Source organism: Kineococcus endophyticus (assembly GCF_040796495.1).
In the GTDB taxonomy this organism is placed as follows: Bacteria; Actinomycetota; Actinomycetes; order Actinomycetales; family Kineococcaceae; genus Kineococcus; species Kineococcus endophyticus.
Genome location: NZ_JBFNQN010000010.1, coordinates 75,200 through 92,968 on the forward strand (window position 1 = coordinate 75,200; position 17,769 = coordinate 92,968).

The window sequence follows — 17,769 nt, forward strand, 5'->3', positions numbered from 1 at the left end:
CACCCCACCCACCAGCCCCTCGTCAGGAAGGCGTTGCCGTGCAACTCACCCGTAGGACCACCCTCGCCGCCGGCGCCGCCCTGGCCGGCGCCGCCGCCCTGTCCGCCTGCGGGGGCTCCAGCGAGTCCTCCGGCGGCGGCCAGTCCGACAGCAAGGACCTGACGATCTGGCTCATGCGCGACTCCGTGCCGCAGACGTCGGTCGACTGGCTCGTGAAGCAGTGGGCCGACGCCAACGGCGGCGCCAAGCTCACCGTCGAGATCCAGGACTGGACGGGCATCGTCACCAAGCTGCAGACGACGCTGTCCAGCGCCGACCAGACCCCCGACCTGGTGGAGTTCGGGAACTCCCAGGTCCTCACGTTCACGTCCGCGGGGGCGCTCAGCGACATCAGCGACCTGCAGGAGGAGCTCGGCGGCAAGGACCTACTGGCGAGCCTGGTGGACGCCGGCAGCTTCGAGGGCAAGCTCTACGCCGCCCCCTTCTACGCCGGTGCGCGGCTCGTCTACTACCGCAAGTCCCTGCTGGAGCAGGCCGGCATCGCCGTGCCCACCACCCTCGACGCCTTCAACGAGGCGGTCGTGGCCCTCAAGAACGCCAACCCCGAAGGCGTCGCGAACTTCTCCGGCATCTTCCTGCCGGCCAAGGACTACGGCGTGAGCGCGGCCTGGATCTTCACCCGCGGGGCCAAGTTCGCCGTCGAGAAGGGCGGGAAGTGGGAGGGCGACCTCACGACGCCGGACGGGATCGCCGGCCTGGACGACCTGAAGAACCTGTACGCCAACGCCTGCACGGTGTCGGCGACCGCGACGCTGGAGGAGGCCCGCGACCCCTCGGCGCCCTACAACCGCCGCGAGGCCGGCATGTTCATCGCCCTCAACAACCAGTTCCCCAAGGTCGACCCCGCGCTGGCGCCCGACACCGGGTTCTTCGCCTTCCCGGGGGAGGAGCCGGGATCGGTGGGCAAGGTGTTCGCCGGGGGGTCCAACATCGGCATCCCCGCCATGTCGCGCAAGCAGGAGGCCGCGAAGGAGCTGCTGAAGCTCGTCTTCCAGTCCGGCTTCATGGAGCCCTTCGCCTCCGAGGGCGGCTGGGTCCCGGGCAACAGCTCCTACGCCGGGCCGCTGGAGGCGACCGAGCTGGGCGCTGTCGAGGTCAAGGCCGTCCAGAACGCCGTCGCGACGCCGAAGTCGGAGGGCTGGGGCGTGGTGGAGAACAACGACGTCATCCGGGACGCCTTCACCAAGCTGGCCCAGGGCGCGAGCTCCGAGCAGATCGCCCAGGACACCGACGCCAAGGTCGAGAGCCTCCTCAACGCGTGAGCACCGTCAGCGCGACGACCGGGCGGCGGACGGGGCGCCGCCCGCAGTGGCTCACCCCGTTGCTGCTCGGCCTGCCGGCCCTCGCGGTGGTCCTGCTGTCCCAGGGCTACCCGCTGGTGCGCCAGCTGGTCATGTCCTTCCAGGAGTTCGGCCTGCGTCAGCAGTTCGGGCAGCCGCCGGAGTTCGTCGGCCTGCGCAACTACGCGGCGGTCTTCTCCGACAGCGTGTTCTGGGTCGTCCTCGCGCGTTCCATCGTGTTCTGCGCGGTCTGCGCGGCGCTGACGATGCTCCTCGGCGTGGCCTTCGCCGTCATGATGACGCGCCTCGTCCCGGCCGTCCGGGTCGTGCTGCAGAGCGCCATGCTGCTGGCCTGGGCCATCCCGGTGCTGTCCTCCCTCACCGTGTGGCAGTGGCTGTTCAACACCCGCAACGGCCTCGTCAACTGGGTCCTGGTCCGCTCCGGCCTGGACCAGTTCGACCGGTACGCGTGGCTGCTGCAGGGCACGACGCTGCTCGTCATCGCCGGTGTCATCGTCATCTGGATGTCGGTGCCGCTCGTGGTCTTCATGGTCTACGCGTCCCTGACCCAGCTGGACCCCGAGGTGCTCGAGGCCGCGGAGCTCGACGGCGCGTCGGGCTGGCAGCGGTTCCGCTACGTCACGGTGCCGGGCGTCGCGCCGGTGCTCATGCTCGTGGGGCTGCTGCAGATCATCTGGGACATCCGGGTCTTCACGCAGATCTCGGTGCTGCAGGACGCGGGCGGCGTGGCCGAGGAGTCCAACCTGCTGGGCACGTACGTGTACCAGATCGGTCTGGGACAGGGGAACTACGGGATGGGATCGGCGGTCGCCATGGTCATGCTCGTCATCACCCTCGCGCTGACGGCCGGGTACGTCCGCTCGCTCGTCCGGCAGGGGGCCACCGCGTGAGCGCCCCCGCCGCAGCTGCGCCCGTCGCCCCCGTCGGGCGGCTGTCCGCCACCGCGCCCGGACGCGTCGTGCGCAGCCGGTCCCAGCGCGTGCGCCGGGTCGTCCTGCAGGTCGTCGCGGTGCTCGTCGCCGTCCTGTGGGTGTTCCCCATCTACTGGATGGTGAACTCGAGCCTGCAGTCCAGCGCCGACCTGTCCGGGGACCCGCACTTCTGGCCCTCGCCGGCCGAGCTCGGGAACTACAGCCGGATCCTGTCCGACGCCACGTTCTGGTCGGCGTTGCGCGTCAGTGCGACCGTCACCGTCATCGCCGTCGCCGTCGCGCTGTTCAGCGCGTTCTTCGCGGCCGTCGCCCTCACCCGGTTCCGCTTCCGCGGCCGGACGTCGATGGTCATCACGGTCCTGGTGATCCAGATGATCCCGGCCGAGGCGCTCTTCATCTCCCAGTACCGGATGCTCGACAGCTGGGGCCTCATCAACAGCGTCCTCGGCCTGGGGCTGCTCTACGCCGGGCACTCGGTGCCCATCACCATCTGGATGCTCAAGGGTTTCGTCGACGGCGTCCCGGCGGACCTGGAGGAGGCCGCGATGATCGACGGCTGCTCCCGGCCGGGCGCGTTCCTGCGCATCACGCTGCCGCTGCTGGCCCCCGGGCTCGTCGCGTCGGGCATCTTCGCGCTGCTGGCGTCGTGGAACGAGTACACCCTCGCCCTCGTCGTCATGAAGGACAACTCCTCGGCCACCCTGCCGCTGTGGCTGGCGCGGTTCAACGTCGCCAACGAGGCCACCGACTGGGGCGCGATCATGGCCGGTTCCACGCTCGTCGCGCTGCCCGTGGTCGTCGTCTTCCTCATCGTCCAGGGCCGCATGGCCAAGGGTCTCGTGGCCGGGGCGGTGAAGGGGTGAGCGGCCTGGCCAGCGGCGCCAACGCCGACGCCACCGTCCCCGCGTGGTTCACCGACGCCCGGTTCGGGTTGTTCGTCCACTGGGGCGTGTACGCGTCCGCCGCCCGGCACGAGTGGGTGAAGAACTACGAGGAGATGACGAGCGAGCAGTACGAGCGGTACCTGCGCCACTTCGACCCCGACCTCTACGACCCGCGGGAGTGGGCACGCCGGGCGCGGGCGGCGGGCATGCGCTACGCCGTGCTGACCGTCAAGCACCACGACGGGTTCTGCCTGTGGGACTCGGCCCTCACCGACTACTCGGTCGCGAGCACGCCGCACGGACGGGACCTCGTGGGGCCCTTCGTCGAGGCGTTCCGGGCCGAGGGCCTGGAGGTGGGGTTCTACTACTCGCTGCTGGACTGGCACCACGAGGACTTCGTCGTCGACAGCGTGCACCCGCAGCGGAACGCCCCCGACGTCGCGGCGCTCAACGAGGGGCGCGACATGGCGCGCTACCGGGAGTACCTGCACGGGCAGGTGCGCGAGCTCCTGACGCGGTACGGGCGCATCTCCTACCTGTTCTTCGACTTCTCCTACGCCGACGACGACCACAAGCCCGGCGTGTGGAACGGGAAGGGCAAGGAGGAGTGGGGGAGCGAGGAACTCCTGGCGACCGTCCGGGAGCTGCAGCCCGGGATCGTCGTCAACGACCGGCTCGACGTCCCCGGCGACCTCGTGACCCCTGAGCAGTACCAACCGGTCGAACCCATGACCGTGCAGGGGCGGCCGGTGCCGTGGGAGGCGTGCCAGACCCTGAACGGCAGCTGGGGGTACCACCGCGACGAACTGCGGGAGAAGTCGCCGGACCTGCTGGTGCGCATGCTGGTGGACGGCGTGTCCAAGGGTGGGAACCTGCTGCTCAACGTCGGCCCGGACGCGCGGGGCCGGTTCGCCCCGTCGGCGGCCAGGACGCTGGACACCATCGCGGACTGGATGGAGCTGCACGCGCGGGCCGTGCACGGGACCGGGGCGGCCGAGCCGGGGATCGCCACGACCGCGGACGCCCGCCTCACCCAGCGCGGGGACCGGCTCTACGTGCACCTGTTCGCCTGGCCGCTGCGGCACCTGCACGTCACGGGGCTCGCCGGCCGCGTCGAGTACGCGCAGCTGCTGAACGACGCCTCGGAGGTGCAGTTCACCGAGGCGGACCCGTCCGTGCGGGCCTACGGCACCGGGATGGGCGGGCTGCCCGCCGGCACGACCACGTTCGAACTCCCCGTGGTGCGGCCGGACGTCCTCGTGCCCGTCCTGGAGGTCTTCCTCAGGCGGTGAAGACCGCGGCCAGCGAGTCCAGGGCGGCGAGGCGGTCGTCGCCGGTGGGGAACAGGACCACCTCGTCGAGCCCGGCCGCGCGCAGGTCGGCGATGCGGGTGCGCACCGCCTCGGCCGGGCCGGCCAGGGTCAGGTCGTCCACCCACTCGTCCGGCAGCAGCCGGACGAACTCGTCGACGTCCGGCGTGCGGTCGCGCAGCGCCTGCAGGTCGGCGGCGTAGGGGGACGGCGCGGTGTGCGCGGCGGCGTCGGGGGTCCCGACCCACACGAGACCGGGCCGGACGGCGTCGCGGGCGCGGACCGGGTCGTCGTCGACGGCGGCCAGCTCGTACCCGATGAGCCGGTGCTCCGGGCCCGCGCCGATCTGCTCGCGCGCCGCCCGCGCGTACGCGGCGGTCACGGGCTCGGCGAGCAGCGTGCCGTCGGCCTGACGACCCGACAGCGCCAGCGACTTCGGGCCGCGCACGCCGGACACGACGAGGGGCGGCGTGGCCGGGGGAGCCTCGAGCCGGACGCCGTCGAGGTGGACGTAGTCGCCCAGCAGCGTCACGGTCTCGCCGTGCAGGAGGCGGCGGACAGCCTCGACGTGCTCGCCGAAGGACGTGAGCGGGCTGCGTCCCCAGGCGCCGACCTGCCGCATCCAGCCGGGCACGCCGTGGCCGAGGCCCAGCGTGAACCGGCCGGGGAACTGCTCGGCCAGCGTCGCGGCCTCCATCGCGGTGAAGACGGGGTTGCGCGCGGCGGCGGGCGCGATGCCCAGCCCGACGTGGACCCGTTCGGTGACGGCCAGGACGGCGGCGGCCTGGGCGAACCCGCCGCGGAAGCCGAGGTCCTCGATGACCCAGAGGCTGCCGGCGCCGAGCGCGTCGGCGCGCCGGGCGAAGGGCAGGACGTCGGCGGCGGGCAGGTCGCGGGGGAGGACGACTCCGGTGCTCACCCGCTGCACGCTACATTCCCCGGTGTGACCGGCGGGCCGAGGTGATCCGCCTCGAGGGTGTCCGGGTCGACGCCCAGGACCACGTGGTGCTCCACCCGCTGGACCTGGAGGTGACCGAGCGGTTCACGGTCCTGGTGGGCCCGAACGGGTCCGGGAAGTCCACCCTCCTGCGTCTGCTCGACGGGCTGGTGCTGCCGTCCGCGGGCCGGGTGCTCGTCGACGGGCTGGACCCCGAGCGCGACCTGCGGGCGCTGCGGCGACGGGTGGGTTTCGTCTTCACCGATCCGGACGCGCAGCTCGTCATGCCGACGGCCGTGGAGGATGTGGCGTTGTCGTTGCGCCGCACGGACGTGCGCGACCGGGACGCGCGCGCCCGGGAACTGCTGGCCGCGGCCGGTCTCGGCGGTCTCGCGGACCGGTCCGTGCGCGACGTCTCCTCCGGGCAGCGCCAGCTGCTGGCCCTGACGACCGTGCTCGCGACCCGCCCCCGCGTCGTGCTGGCCGACGAACCCACGACCCTCCTGGACCTGCGGACGGGACGCCGGGTCGGGGACGTGCTGCGGAACCCGCCGGCCCACGTGGACCAGGTCGTCGTCGCCACCCACGACCTCGACCTCGCCGTCCGGGCCGACCGCGCGCTGTGGATCGCCGACGGCCGCGTGCACGCCGACGGGCCGGCGCCCGAGGTCGTCGCCGCCTACCGGGCGTGGGCGTGAGGCGCGGCCTCACCGGGCCCCCGCCCCTGCTCGGGACCGCCGAACCGGGGACGTCCCTCCTGCACCGGGCCACCCCGCGCACGAAGCTCCTCGCCCTCGTCGTCGTGGGGACGGTGGTGGGCCTCGTCCGCTCGCTCGCCACGCCGCCGACGGCCGCCGCGTGGCTGGCGGGTCTGCTCGCCGGCTGCGTCGTCCTCGCCCGGGGTTGCCGGTTGCGCCGCGGGCTGCTGCGCGGGCAGGTGCGCCGGACGGCCTGGGTGCTCGTGGCGCTCGCCGTGGTCCAGACCTGGCTGCAGGGCCCCTGGGAGGCCGCGGTGGTCGTCGGCGGCCTCCTGGCCTGCCTGTGGTCGGCGACCCTCGTCACCGCCACCACACCCGTCCCCGACCTGCTGGACACCGTCGTCCGGGCGCTGGAGCCGCTGCGACGCGTCGGCGTCGACCCCGAACGGGCCGGGTTGGCGTTCTCGCTGACGCTGACGAGCGTCCCCGTCGTGGGTCGGCTGCTCGCCGAGTCGCGGGAGGCTGCGGCCGCGCGGGGGCTGGGGGCCAGCCCGCGGGCGTTGCTGGTGCCCACGGTCGTGCGGGCCGTCGCCCACGCCGAGCAGGTGGGCGAGGCGCTCGCCGCACGGGGACTCGACTGACCGGATGAGGCTCCTCGTCGTCTCCCACCCGGAGGTGCAGGTCGACCCGACGGTCCCCGTGCCGCAGTGGGGCCTGTCCGCAGCCGGGTGCGACCGGCTCCAGCGCCTGCTGCGGTTGCCGTGGGCGCGTTCGGCGGTTCTCGTGGCGTCCAGCACCGAGCGCAAGGCGCTGCAGACGGCGCAGGCGGTGGCCGAGGTCAGCGGGTGCCCGGTGCACGTCGACGCGCAGTTGGGGGAGAATGACCGCAGCGCCACCGGTTTCGTCCCGCCCGAGGAGTTCGAGGCGCTGGCCGACGCCTTCTTCGCCGAACCGGGACGCAGCGTGCGCGGGTGGGAGACCGCGGCCGCCGCCCAGCAGCGCATCGTCCGCGCGGTGGACGGGGTCGTGGCGCGAGCGCTGCTGGTTGCCGACGCCCGGGCGGACGACGTCGTGGTGGTCTCCACCCACGGTGGTGTGGGAACGCTGCTGCAGTGCGCCCTGCGGGGAGTTCCGATCGACCGGCGCCACGACCAGCCGGGGCAGGGGAGCTGGTACTCCGTCGACACCGCGACGTGGGAGGTCGCGCACGGGTGGCGCCGGATCTGAGGTCGCGGGCGACAGTTTCCCGGCTGGCTGGAACCCCGACCCGGGACACCTCCCTGTGGGTGGAGGCCCTAGCTCGTCGGGTCCGTCGCCGCGAGATGACGTCCGTGTCCGCACTTCGGCCCGTGACGCACCAGTACTCCGGTGGAAGTCGCGCCGCGGGCGTTCGTCGACCTTCACAGCAGCCGGAGGGAAGCAGCGGCCAGTGCGGTGGCCGCACTCGCCGCGCTGAGTGTTGCCAACAGGCCGATGGCCCACGCCGGTACCGGTCGCAGCACCCGCACTCCAGCCAGCCAGTAGGCGCTCACCCGGCCCGTGAGGAAGCCGACCAGACACATCGAGGTCAGCAGAGCGCCGGGGATGCCGAGGATGAGTGCCCAGCTGACCCACCTCAGGTGGCCTCCCAAGGCCGCCACTCCGAACAAGGAGAAGAGGAGGAGGACGTACCCGACCACGGCGCTGAGCAGCACCGCGGGCAGTACCCAGAGGAAGCTCAGGGACCGAGCCATCGTGCGTGCCTCCAGTCGTCGCAAGTAGACGGTGTCGGCGGTTGTGGGTAGGTCCTCACGAAGCCGTCGTCCTGCACTCACCTCAGCCACTCCCAGCGGTGGACCGGGCTCTCGAGAGCGGGAAGACGTGCCCTCGGCCGCGGGCGGACCACTGTTCACCAGGTTGCGCACGACAGTTCTCAGCCGGCGTGTGAGGTTTCGTCCAGCGGGCGGTCCGTCCACGCCGTCGAGCCTGCATGACACGAGTCCCGAGCCGCAGCGGCTGCTGATGACCTCCACCGGGTCTGTACGGCACAGGCACAGGCTCGGGGCGTCGCGTGACGGTGGAATGGTCGCCGAGACCTTGCCGCCCACTCCTGGGGGGTCGAACTCCCCAGTGGTGCACGGGCTCAGCGACAGGACTGGGACCAACAGCGGTTTCTCGACGGCGACCAGCGGAACCACTGCGGTGAGCTGGTGACGTCGCACGCTCACGATCATCGCCCCGCGCTGGTGGGCGGCGGGTGCGGTCTCGTTCTCCTCCTGCTGCCTCGCCGCTGTCGCTGCGGGAGCAGCAAGCCTCTGGGGCCCTCAGGCGTGTTCCAGCGGTATCGGTGTCGTTGCAGCAGTCAGGCGGGGATCGGTGGGTTTCGCCATGTCGATCTGCAAACCATTGCTGCACATGGATTCACATCAGCGAAGGCCTAGTTTCTCAGGCGGTGTTCGACTACCCTGGAACACGTGACCCCCACCGCCCAGCACGCAGCCCAGGACGCCCTCACGCGCCTGAGTTCCGCCCTGGACGACCTGCTCACCCTGCCGACCGGAACCCTCGACCGCGACGACGTCGACCACGCCGTGAGGTCCGCGTACGCCCTCGGCAACCGCCTCGACGCCGCCAAACTCCGCCTCCTGCGCGCCGCCCTGGACCACACCACCGACGGCACCGTCACCGACCTGCTCGCCACCCACCCGGTCAACCTGTCCCGCACCCACGCCCGCAAGGACGTCGCCGCCGCCCGCCACACCGACCCCGACACACTCGAGGATGGAGGCTGGGACGGACGCATCGGCGGTCTACGCGGCGACCGCGGTTCCCTCGCCCGCCTCGGCGCGCAACTCACCGCCGGGAACACCACCCTGGCCCACGTCCACTCCGCCGTCACCGCCCTGCGCTCCATCCCCACCACCGTGCGCCGCGGCACCGTCGACGTGGAAGTCGAGATGGCTTCCGGTGAACGGGTCTGGACCACCAAACGCCGCTCAGACCTGCTCGACGGGTTCCTCGCCACCGTCACCGCCACCCAACCCCTGGCCACCTCCACCCACGTCCTCGACGAGCTCCTCACCCGCCTGGACCCCGACCGCGTCGACCGCGGCTACCGCGACCTCGAACCGGACACCACCAGCCGCCGCGCCCTCACCTTCACCCGCCACCACGGGATGCTGCGCATGACCGTCGACCTCGACGAGCACGCCGCCGTCATCGTCCGCGCCGCCGTCGACGCCGCCTCCCGCCCCAACCCCACGAACGGGGCCGACAGCGCAGAACCCGACACCCGCTCCACCATGCAACGCCGCCACGACGGCCTCGTCACCACCGGCGCCCACCACCCCGCCAGCGACCTCGACCCCGTCGTGGCCCACAAGGCGACCGTCGTCCTGCGCGCCACCCTCGACCACGACGGCACCGTGAACGTGGGAACAGCCAGCGTCGACGGGCACGGCCCCGTCAGCGACGCCACTCTGCGTGCCGCCACCTGCGACGCCGACCTGTCCGTCGCGGTCCTGGACCGCCTCGGCCGGCCCCGCTCCCTGCACACCCAGCACCGGCACGCCACCCCGGCCCAACGCCTCCTGGTCGCCGAACGCGACCGCGGCTGCACCGCCCCCGGCTGCGGCGCACCGGCGTGGGCCTGCCACTACCACCACGTCGTCCACTGGGCCGACGGCGGACCCACCAGCATCGAGAACCTCATCCTGCTCTGCGGCCGGCACCACCGCGCCCTGCACGCCGGACGGCTCGAAGCAAGGTTCGCCGAGGACGGGCTACCCGAAACCCGGACCCTGCACCGCCACCTCGGCCGGCTCGCCGACCCCGGACCCTGGACGCGGAACGACCACCCCGGCCTCCTGGCCCGAGCCCGGGAACTGTCGGCGACCCTCCAGCGCGACGACCCACCCGACCGCGCTGCGGCGTGACGGTCAGCGCAGGCGCAGGTCGATCTCGTCGGCGGGACCCGGTGCGCCGCAGTGGAAGCCCTGGAGGTAGTCGCAGCCGGCGGCCAGCAGGGCCTCGGCCTGCTCGGCGCTCTCGACCCCCTCGGCGACCACCTCGACGTCGAGCCCGACGGCGACCGTGACGACCGCGTCGAGCAGGGCCCGGCGCCGCGGGTCGGAGGCGATCCCGGCGACGAGGGACTTGTCGACCTTCGCCATCCGCACGGGCAGGTCGACGAGCCGGGCCAGCGAGGAGTACCCCGTCCCGAAGTCGTCGATGGACAGCGGGTGGCCCCGGCGCTGCAGTTCGTGCAGGGCAGGCAGGACGAGCGGATCGATGAAACTGCTCTCGAGCAGTTCCAGTCCGAGGTCGCCCGGTTCGAGTCCGTTGCGCTCCAGGGCGTCCTGCAGCACCCGGCCGAGTTCGGGATCGGCCAGTTCGCGGGCGCTGAGGTTGACGTAGACGGTCTCCGGCGCGGCGGGACCGTGCGCCGAACGCCACCGCGCCAGGTGCGCGCACGCCTCCTGTGCGACCCACCGGCCGAACGCCACGACCATCCCGCAGTGCTCGGCGAGGTCGACGAACTCCGCCGCCGGCAGCAGGCCGCGCGTGGGGTGCTGCCAGCGCAGCAGTGCCTCGACGGCACGGACGGTCCCGGTGGCGTCGGTGATCGGCTGGTGGTGCAGCCGCAGCCTGCCCTCGGGCAGGGCTCGCGTGAGCTGACGCTCGAGGTCGCGCAGGGAACCGCCGGTCCCGGTCGCCTGCCCGGCGGGGTGCTTGGCGCGGTACATCGCGGCGTCGGCCTCGGAGAGCAGTTCCTCGGCCGTGCTGCCGGGACCGCTGTGCGCGACTCCCGTGCTGGCGGAGACGACGACGTCGACGTCCCCGAGGCGGACCGGGGGAGCGAGCGCACGACGCAGCCGGGCCTGGACCGCGTCGACGTCCCGCTGCCGGCCCTCGTCGTCCGTGGCGGGCAGGTCGTCGCACACGACGACGAACTCGTCGCCCGACAACCGCGCGAGCGTGTCCCCGTCGCGCAGTTCGGCGCGCATCCGCGCCGCCACGGCGGCCAGGACCCTGTCCCCGGCGGCGTGCCCGAAGGTGTCGTTGACGGCCTTGAACCGGTCGAGGTCGACGAAGAGGACGGCGACGCCGCGTCCGCGGCGTCGTGCCGAGGACAGGGCCTGGTCGAGCCGGTCGAAGAGCAGGACCCGGTTCGGCAGACCCGTCAGCGCGTCGTGCGTGCTCGCGTGCTCGAGGTCCTCCCGTGCCCGCCGCGCCTCGTCCCGGTCCGCGGCCAGCGCCAGGTACGACGCCGCGAGGTGCCCCAGGACCCGGACCCAGTGCAGCTCGCGCGCCCGCCACGTCCCCGGGACCCGGCGGTAGACGTCCAGGACCCCGCCGAGCCGGCCACCGCTCAGCAGGGGCACCGCGACGACCGACCGCCACCCCGCGGCGAGCGCCGAGTCGACGTACGACGGCCAGGCCGTCTGCACGGGGTCGAGGAGGTCGTCGACCACGACGTCCACGCCGAACAGCGCGGCGTCCTGACAGGGCCCCTCGGCGAGCTGCTCCTGGAGGCGCTCGGGGGCCTCGGGACCACCGGTGCTCACGTGGACCAGCCGCAGGTCGCCCGGGCCCGCCGTCCCCGCCGCCACGACACCCGCGCCGTCCACGCCGAGGTGCTCGACGGCCACCTCCACGAGGCGGCGCAGGAGGTCGTCGGTGGCGGCGTCGGCGGCCGCGGTGTCGGCCAGCCCCGCCACGGCGGCGAGGAGGGCCGCGTCGTGGTGCTCGGAGTGGGGGTCGGACGGGTCTGGGTGCAACGGCCGCTCCCGTCGGGACGGATCCACCGCCCGTGTCGGTCGAGCGCGCCCGGCGTCCGGGCACGGGCAACCTAGCGCGGACGGCGGCTGCGGGCTCGTCGGACGAATACCTTCCACTGGAAGGTTCCGGTGTAGCATCGGCCCGGGCCGGTCACCGGCCCACCCGTCCACGGAACGAAGGAGTCTCGAGGTGTCCCGGAAACCCTCCGTGCAGCTGTACTCGGTGCGCGACGCGGTCCAGCAGGACCTGTCCGCCGCCGTGGCGCGGCTGGCCGAGATCGGCCTCACGCAGGTGGAGCCCTACGCGTTCCACACCCGCACCGCCGAATACAAGGACGCGTTCGCCGCCGCCGGGGTCACGGCCCCCTCCGGCCACGCGCCGGTCATCGACGCGGAGAACCCGCGGGAGGTCTTCGAGGCGGCCAACACCCTGGGCATCACCACGGTGATCGACCCGTTCGTGCCCTCGGAGCGCTGGCAGACGGCCGACGACGTGCAGCGGATCGCCGAGCGGGTCAACGAGCTCAGCGCCCTCGCGCACGAGTACGTCCTCGACTTCGGCTACCACAACCACCACTGGGAGCTGTTGAACACCGTCGACGGCCGCCCGGTCCTCGAACTGTTCGCCGAGCAGCTCGAACCCGGCGTCGTCCTGGAGGTCGACACCTTCTGGGCCTCGGTCGGTGGCGCCGACACCCCCGCGCTGCTGCGCTCCCTGGGTGACCGCGTGAAGTTCCTGCACGTCAAGGACGGCGCGCGCAGCACCGACACCTCGCTGCAGCAGCCCGCGGGCCGCGGCGAGATCGACGTCCCCGGGATCCTCGCGGCCGCCCCGGACGCCCTGCGCGTCATCGAGTTCGACGCCTACTCGGGCGACGTGTTCGAGGGCATCGCCGCCTCCCTGCAGTGGCTGTCGGAGAACGACGCGTGAGCCGCGCCGGGGTCGGCGTCATCGGCGCCGGGAACATCTCCACGCAGTACCTGGAGAACCTCACGAAGTTCGCCGACGTCGAGGTCCGGTTCGTGGCGGACATCGCCCTGGACCGCGCTGCGGCGCAGGCCGAGGCCTTCGGCGTCCAGGCGTCGGGAACGGTCGAGGAGCTCCTGGCCCGCGACGACGTCGAGATCGTCGTCAACCTCACGATCCCGGCGGCGCACGCCGAGGTCGGGCGGCAGGTCCTGGCGGCGGGCAAGCACGTGTGGAGCGAGAAACCCCTCGCCCTGGACGCGGAGTCCGGCAAGGCCCTGCTCGCCGACGCCGAACGGCTCGGCCTGCGCGTCGCCTGCGCTCCGGACACGGTGCTCGGCGCGGGCATCCAGAGCGCCCTGCGGGCCATCGTCCGCGGTGACATCGGTCAGCCGCTCACCGCCACCACGATGTTCCACGTGCCGGGTCCGGAGGCGTGGCACCCGAACCCGGACTTCCTGTTCGCCCACGGTGCCGGACCGCTGTTCGACATGGGCCCGTACTACGTGACGACGCTCGTCCACGCGTTCGGTTCCGCGAGCCGTGTGCAGGCCGTCGCGTCGCGGTCGGCGGCCACCCGCACCATCGCCTCGGGCCCGCGGGCGGGGGAGACCTTCCCCGTCGAGGTGCCCACCCACCACGCGGCGCTCATCGAGTTCGACGGCGGGCAGTCCGCGCAGTCCACGTTCTCGTTCCAGCACGCGCTGCCGCGCAACGGGTTCGTCGAGATCAACGGCACCGAGGGCACGATCGTGCTGCCGGACCCCAACACGTTCGAGGGCGACTCGACCCTGTGGCGCCTCGGGCAGGACGAGCCCACGACGCTGCCGGCCGTCGGTTCCACCTTCGGGCGGGGATCGGGCGTCCTGGACCTGGCCCGGGCCATCCGCACCGGGGGGACCGAACGCGCGTCCGGCGCCGTGGCCGCCCACGTGCTCGACGTCCTGCTCGCCGTCCGTGACGCGGCCGCGAGCGGCACGGCCGTCGAGATCGCCTCGACGGTGGCCCCGGTGGCCCCGCTGCCGGAGGACTGGGACCCGAGCGCCGCGACGCTCTGAGGCTCCCTCCGCCGCCGTGGGGGCCAGTACCCTCGCGGGGGTGAGCAGGAACGTCACCCGCGCCGACGTCGCGCGCTACGCCGGGGTCAGCTCGGCGGTGGTGAGCTACGTCGTGAACGACGGCCCGCGCCCGGTCGCCCCGGCGACCGCGGCGCGGGTCCGCGAGGCCATCGAGGCGCTCGGCTACCGTCCGAACACGACGGCCCAGGCGTTGCGGCGCGGGTCCTCGCGCCTGCTGGGGCACGTCGTCCCGGACCTGGGGAACCCGCTGTGGGCGGGGTTCGCGCTCGCCGTCGACGCGGTGGCCGCGGCGCGCGGGTACGACGTCCTGCTGGCCAGCACCGACGGTGGCGTCGAGGCCGAGCACCGACGCATCGAGGCCCTCAGCGCGCGCGGGGTGGACGCGATCGTCGTGACCAGCGTCATGGCGCGGCCCGACCTCGTGGCCCGCTCGGGTCTCGGGATCCCCCTGGTCCAGCTCAACACGTTCTTCGAGGTCCCGGGTTTCCCCAGCCTCGGGGTCGACGCGTTCGAGGGCGCCCGCGCGGGAACCGCGCACCTGCTGGGGCACGGCCGCGGTCCCGTCGCGCTCGTCATCGGCGGGGAGGCGGGGGAACTGCGCGAGGAGGGCTGGCGCGCCGCGGCGCGCGAAGCCGGCAGCGGGGTGGGGCCCATCGCGCGGGGGGAGTTCTCCCGCCGGGGCGGGTACGACGCCGGCCGCCGCCTGTTCGCCCCGGACGACCACCCGCACGCGGTGTTCGTCAGTTCCGACCTGCAGGCCGTGGGCGTGCTGCGGGCGCTGCACGAACGTGGCCTGCGGGTGCCGGACGACGTCGCCGTCGTGAGCTTCGACGGGACCGAGGAGACGGAGTTCACGCTGCCCCCGCTCACGACGGTGCGGCAACCGGTGGAGGAGATGGCGCGGGCCGCCGTCGCCCGGGCGCTGGACCCCGCCCCCGACGGCGAGCACGAACGCCAGGTCCTGCCGGCCGAGCTCGTCGTGCGGCGCAGCTGCGGCTGCTGAGGTCAGGCGCCGCCGCCGCCGATGTCCCGGCGGCTGGGCAGCAGGCGTTCCAGGAGTTCCAGCGACCGCCGGACGTCGACGCCGTCGGGGTCGAGCAGCCACTGCACCTGCAGACCGTCCGAGGCGGCGATGACGAGGGCCGCTGCGTCCGCGGGGTCGAGGTCGGCGTCGATGCGGCCCTCGCGCTGCCCGAGCGCGACCGCGTCGGCGAGTTCGGCCCGCACCCGCGAGAACCGCGCCTGGACGAACTCCCGGGTCAGCGGGTGCCGCTCCTGCAGCGCGTCGGCGGTCAGCGTCGCGTACAGCTGCACGAGGCCGGGCACCACGCGGTTGCGGTCCGCCGACCGCGCCATCTGCGCGACCGGACCGCCCGCGGCCGGGTCCTCGGGGGAGGAGTGGCGTCGTTCGTGCTCGCGGTAGGCCTCGACGAGGAGTTCGTCGCGGGAGCTGAAGTAGTGCCGCAGGGCGGCGTGCGAGACGCCGGTGCCGTCGGCGACCGACCGCAGGGAGGCCCCGTCGACCCCGTGCTCGGCGAACAGGTCGATGGCGTGGTCGAGGATCTGCTGCCGCCGCTCGATCCCCTTGCGGTACGCGCCGGGTCGCCCGGTTCCCTCAGCCACCCGGCCATGCTAAGACCAGTGCGTGACCGAACACCCCCTCCTGCTCGTGACCGGTGCCGCCGGCGGGCTCGGCCGTGAACTCGTCCCCCGGCTGCGGGCCGGGGGTTTCCGGGTCCGTTCCCTCGACCTGCCCACGCCGGGAGGAGCGGCGGACGGCGAGTGCGACGAGGTGCTCGTCGGGTCGGTCACCGACACCGACGTCGTGGACCGGGCCGTGGCGGGGGTCGACGCGGTCGTGCACCTCGCGGGGCTGAGCAAGGAACGCGCCTGGCCGGACGTGCTGCAGGCCAACGTCCACGGCACCTGGGTCCTGCTCGACGCGTGCGTCCGGGCGGGCGTCACCAAGGTGGTGTTCGCCTCCAGCAACCACGCCGTCGGTCTCACCGGGCGACCGGAGGGGGAACTGCTGGCCGCGGACACGCCGTTCCGCGCGGACAGCTACTACGGCTGGAGCAAGACGGCGGGGGAGTCGTTGTGCCGCCTGTTCGTCGACCGGGCCGGCCTCGACGTGGTCGTGCTGCGCATCGGTTCCTGCTTCCCGCACCCGGGGGGCGTGCGTGGGTTGTCGACGTGGATGTCGTACGACGACTGCGCCCGACTGGTGACGGCCGCGGTGGCGCCGCAGGTCACGGGGTGGCACTGCGTCTGGGGGGTTTCGGCGAACACCCGGCGGTGGTGGTCGCTCGCCGAGGGCGAGGCGATCGGGTACCACCCCCAGGACGACTCCGAGCAGTTCGCGGCCGAGGTGTTCGCGGCCGAGGGACCTCAGGAGGACGACGACCTCGTCGGCGGCGACTTCCACCGCACGCCCCTGGGGGAACCGAACTAACGGGCGCCGGCGATCGTCCCGACCCCGAACGCCGTCAGGACGGCGGCGCTGACCCGGTCGAGCGTGCGGGTCACGCGCGGGCGGCGGATCCACTCGACCGCGCGGGCGGCGACGTGGGACAGCACCGTGAGGTACAGCAGGGCGACCCCCGCCTCGAGGGCCCCCAGCAGCAGGGTGCCGCGCGCCCCGGCACCGGCCGGGACGAACTGAGGGACCACCGCGAGGAAGAACAACCCCACCTTGGGGTTCAGGACGCACGAGACGAGGCCGGAGCGGAACGCCGTGGGCATCCGGGGCGCCGCGGCGGTGAGGGGTTCGCCGCTGCTCGCGCGCCGGTGCGCCAGGAACGTGCGGACCCCGAGGTGCACGAGGTAGCAGCCGCCGGCCACCTTCAGCACCTGGTAGGCCTGCGCCGAGCGTTCCAGCAGTGCGGCCAGGCCGACGGCGACCGCGCTCGCCCAGACGAGCGCCCCGAGCGCCGAACCCAGCGCCGTCACGACCCCGGCCCGCGCCCCGTGCAGGCTGTGCCGCAGGACGAGGAACGTGTTCGGGCCCGGTGTCAGCTCCAGCAGCAGGCACAGGGCGCAGAACGCGAGCACGGCGTCGAGGGTCACCCCGCGAGCGTAGGCGCGGGCGAGGGCTCACCGGGGCACGTCGAGAGCACGCGGGCCACCGCCTCCCGCTCGGCCGGGGTGACCCACAAGCCGTAGGCGGCCTTCACCGCCACCTGCCGCGCGACGTACCGGCAGCGGAAGCCGGCCGCCGGGGGCAACCACGTCGCCGCGTCCCCGTCGCCCTTGGCGGCGTTGAGGGAGCCGTCCACGGCGAGCAGTTCCAGCGGGTCGTTGGCGAACGCGGTCCGGCGGGCCGCGTCCCACCCCTGCGCCCCCGTCCGCCACGCGTTGGACAGCGCGACCACGTGGTCGACCTGGACCTGCTCGCTGGTGCCGGGGCCGCGGACGAAGTCGATGCGCTCCCCGCCGTAGGGGTCGACGAGCTCCCCGCTCGCCACGACGCAGCCGCCGGACCCGGCGCGGAAGGAGACGTCGAGCAGGTCCCGGGCCAGGACGTCGTCCCGGGTCTGGCAGCCGTTGCGGTCGGTGTCGACCCAGCCGTCCCCGAACCGCTCCCGCGCGTAGCCCGCGTGCGGTGCGGGCGCCCGGACGGCCAGCGTGGCGAGCTGGGCCAGGGCCGTCTGCGCGGACACCGCCGGGGGAGCGTCCCGGTCCGGTCGGGGGGCGCCGCCCAGCGCGACGAGGGCGACGAGCAGCGCCACGACCAGCAGCGAACCGAGCAGGAGGACGAGCGGCAGGGCGGGCGGGCCAGGGCGGCCCCGGACGGTCGGCACGGCCGACGATGCTGCCGCACGCGGGCTTTCGACGGTCGTCAC

At 73.5% G+C, this 17,769-nt stretch carries 18 protein-coding genes; 12 read left to right on the plus strand and 6 right to left on the minus strand.

Annotated features, from left to right (window positions below):
* The first annotated feature begins 38 nt into the window (after positions 1-38).
* Genes AB1207_RS15120 through AB1207_RS15135 form a run of 4 tightly spaced genes read left to right on the plus strand, consistent with a single transcriptional unit; the run spans position 39 to position 4,469 of the window.
* Positions 39-1,322: an extracellular solute-binding protein gene (locus AB1207_RS15120; RefSeq protein ID WP_367639209.1), complete on the plus strand. Its 1,284-nt coding sequence runs from the start codon at positions 39-41 to the stop codon at positions 1,320-1,322.
* Positions 1,319-2,251 (plus strand): carbohydrate ABC transporter permease, encoded by a 933-nt coding sequence (locus tag AB1207_RS15125; protein WP_367639210.1) that lies wholly within the window; start codon positions 1,319-1,321, stop codon positions 2,249-2,251. Before AB1207_RS15120 ends, AB1207_RS15125 begins: the two co-directional genes overlap by 4 nt.
* Positions 2,248-3,156, plus strand: coding sequence for a carbohydrate ABC transporter permease (locus AB1207_RS15130; RefSeq protein WP_367639211.1), 909 nt, complete (start codon positions 2,248-2,250; stop codon positions 3,154-3,156). Before AB1207_RS15125 ends, AB1207_RS15130 begins: the two co-directional genes overlap by 4 nt.
* A complete protein-coding gene (locus tag AB1207_RS15135) occupies positions 3,153-4,469 on the plus strand; it encodes an alpha-L-fucosidase (RefSeq protein WP_437178951.1) in 1,317 nt (438 codons plus the stop codon). The genes AB1207_RS15130 and AB1207_RS15135 overlap by 4 nt, the downstream gene beginning before the upstream one ends.
* Here AB1207_RS15135 and AB1207_RS15140 read toward each other — a convergent pair.
* On the minus strand, positions 4,459-5,406 hold the full coding sequence (locus tag AB1207_RS15140; protein ID WP_367639212.1) for an LLM class flavin-dependent oxidoreductase: 948 nt from the start codon (positions 5,404-5,406) through the stop codon (positions 4,459-4,461). The genes AB1207_RS15135 and AB1207_RS15140 overlap by 11 nt on opposite strands.
* Before the next feature lie 41 nt (positions 5,407-5,447).
* Here AB1207_RS15140 and AB1207_RS15145 point away from each other — a divergent pair, with 41 nt between their 5' ends.
* From AB1207_RS15145 to AB1207_RS15155, 3 genes are read left to right on the plus strand one after another with little or no spacing between them, the layout of a single operon-like run.
* A complete protein-coding gene (locus AB1207_RS15145; RefSeq protein WP_367639213.1) occupies positions 5,448-6,122 on the plus strand; it encodes an energy-coupling factor ABC transporter ATP-binding protein in 675 nt (224 codons plus the stop codon).
* Positions 6,119-6,763: a CbiQ family ECF transporter T component gene (locus tag AB1207_RS15150; protein WP_367639214.1), complete on the plus strand. Its 645-nt coding sequence runs from the start codon at positions 6,119-6,121 to the stop codon at positions 6,761-6,763. The genes AB1207_RS15145 and AB1207_RS15150 overlap by 4 nt, the downstream gene beginning before the upstream one ends.
* Before the next feature lie 4 nt (positions 6,764-6,767).
* Positions 6,768-7,349, plus strand: coding sequence for a histidine phosphatase family protein (locus tag AB1207_RS15155; protein ID WP_367639215.1), 582 nt, complete (start codon positions 6,768-6,770; stop codon positions 7,347-7,349).
* A gap of 173 nt (positions 7,350-7,522) precedes the next feature.
* Here the strand turns inward: AB1207_RS15155 and AB1207_RS15160 are convergent, their stop codons facing one another.
* Positions 7,523-7,855, minus strand: a complete 333-nt coding sequence (locus AB1207_RS15160) for a hypothetical protein (RefSeq protein WP_367639216.1) — start codon at positions 7,853-7,855, stop codon at positions 7,523-7,525.
* Positions 7,856-8,575: 720 nt separating this feature from the next.
* Here AB1207_RS15160 and AB1207_RS15165 point away from each other — a divergent pair.
* Positions 8,576-10,036, plus strand: a complete 1,461-nt coding sequence (locus AB1207_RS15165; protein ID WP_367639217.1) for an HNH endonuclease signature motif containing protein — start codon at positions 8,576-8,578, stop codon at positions 10,034-10,036.
* A 3-nt stretch (positions 10,037-10,039) separates the two neighbouring features.
* On the opposite strand, the gene AB1207_RS15170 is transcribed toward AB1207_RS15165, so the two are convergent.
* The gene (locus AB1207_RS15170; RefSeq protein ID WP_367639219.1) at positions 10,040-11,881 is read right to left on the minus strand and encodes a bifunctional diguanylate cyclase/phosphodiesterase; all 1,842 of its coding nucleotides are present in this window, start codon (positions 11,879-11,881) and stop codon (positions 10,040-10,042) included.
* 190 nt (positions 11,882-12,071) lie between these two features.
* Between AB1207_RS15170 and AB1207_RS15175 the strand changes: the two genes are divergently transcribed.
* From AB1207_RS15175 to AB1207_RS15185, 3 genes are read left to right on the plus strand one after another with little or no spacing between them, the layout of a single operon-like run.
* Positions 12,072-12,812, plus strand: coding sequence for a sugar phosphate isomerase/epimerase family protein (locus AB1207_RS15175; protein ID WP_367639220.1), 741 nt, complete (start codon positions 12,072-12,074; stop codon positions 12,810-12,812).
* Positions 12,809-13,906 carry a Gfo/Idh/MocA family protein gene (locus AB1207_RS15180; protein ID WP_367639221.1) on the plus strand — a complete coding sequence of 366 codons (1,098 nt, stop codon included), beginning with the start codon at positions 12,809-12,811 and terminating at the stop codon, positions 13,904-13,906. The genes AB1207_RS15175 and AB1207_RS15180 overlap by 4 nt, the downstream gene beginning before the upstream one ends.
* Before the next feature lie 40 nt (positions 13,907-13,946).
* Complete coding sequence (locus tag AB1207_RS15185) at positions 13,947-14,930, plus strand: LacI family DNA-binding transcriptional regulator (RefSeq protein WP_367639222.1); 984 nt, start codon at positions 13,947-13,949, stop codon at positions 14,928-14,930.
* 2 nt (positions 14,931-14,932) lie between these two features.
* Here the strand turns inward: AB1207_RS15185 and AB1207_RS15190 are convergent, their stop codons facing one another.
* Entirely contained in the window at positions 14,933-15,550 is a 618-nt protein-coding gene (locus AB1207_RS15190; protein ID WP_367639223.1) for a TetR/AcrR family transcriptional regulator, read from the minus strand.
* Between the two features lie 22 nt (positions 15,551-15,572).
* Here AB1207_RS15190 and AB1207_RS15195 point away from each other — a divergent pair, with 22 nt between their 5' ends.
* Positions 15,573-16,379 carry an NAD-dependent epimerase/dehydratase family protein gene (locus AB1207_RS15195; protein WP_367639224.1) on the plus strand — a complete coding sequence of 269 codons (807 nt, stop codon included), beginning with the start codon at positions 15,573-15,575 and terminating at the stop codon, positions 16,377-16,379.
* Here the strand turns inward: AB1207_RS15195 and AB1207_RS15200 are convergent.
* Both AB1207_RS15200 and AB1207_RS15205 read right to left on the minus strand, forming a co-directional pair.
* Positions 16,376-16,993, minus strand: a complete 618-nt coding sequence (locus AB1207_RS15200) for a LysE family translocator (RefSeq protein WP_367639225.1) — start codon at positions 16,991-16,993, stop codon at positions 16,376-16,378. The genes AB1207_RS15195 and AB1207_RS15200 overlap by 4 nt on opposite strands.
* Positions 16,990-17,727, minus strand: coding sequence for an HNH endonuclease family protein (locus AB1207_RS15205; protein ID WP_367639226.1), 738 nt, complete (start codon positions 17,725-17,727; stop codon positions 16,990-16,992). The genes AB1207_RS15200 and AB1207_RS15205 overlap by 4 nt, the downstream gene beginning before the upstream one ends.
* Positions 17,728-17,769 lie beyond the last annotated feature (42 nt).

Bases quoted from the DNA above. Each gene is read 5' to 3' on its own strand.
- AB1207_RS15160 (WP_367639216.1), bottom strand. From the start codon at position 7,855: ATGGCTCGGTCCCTGAGCTTCCTCTGGGTACTGCCCGCGGTGCTGCTC.
- AB1207_RS15155 (WP_367639215.1), top strand. From the start codon at position 6,768: ATGAGGCTCCTCGTCGTCTCCCACCCGGAGGTGCAGGTCGACCCGACG.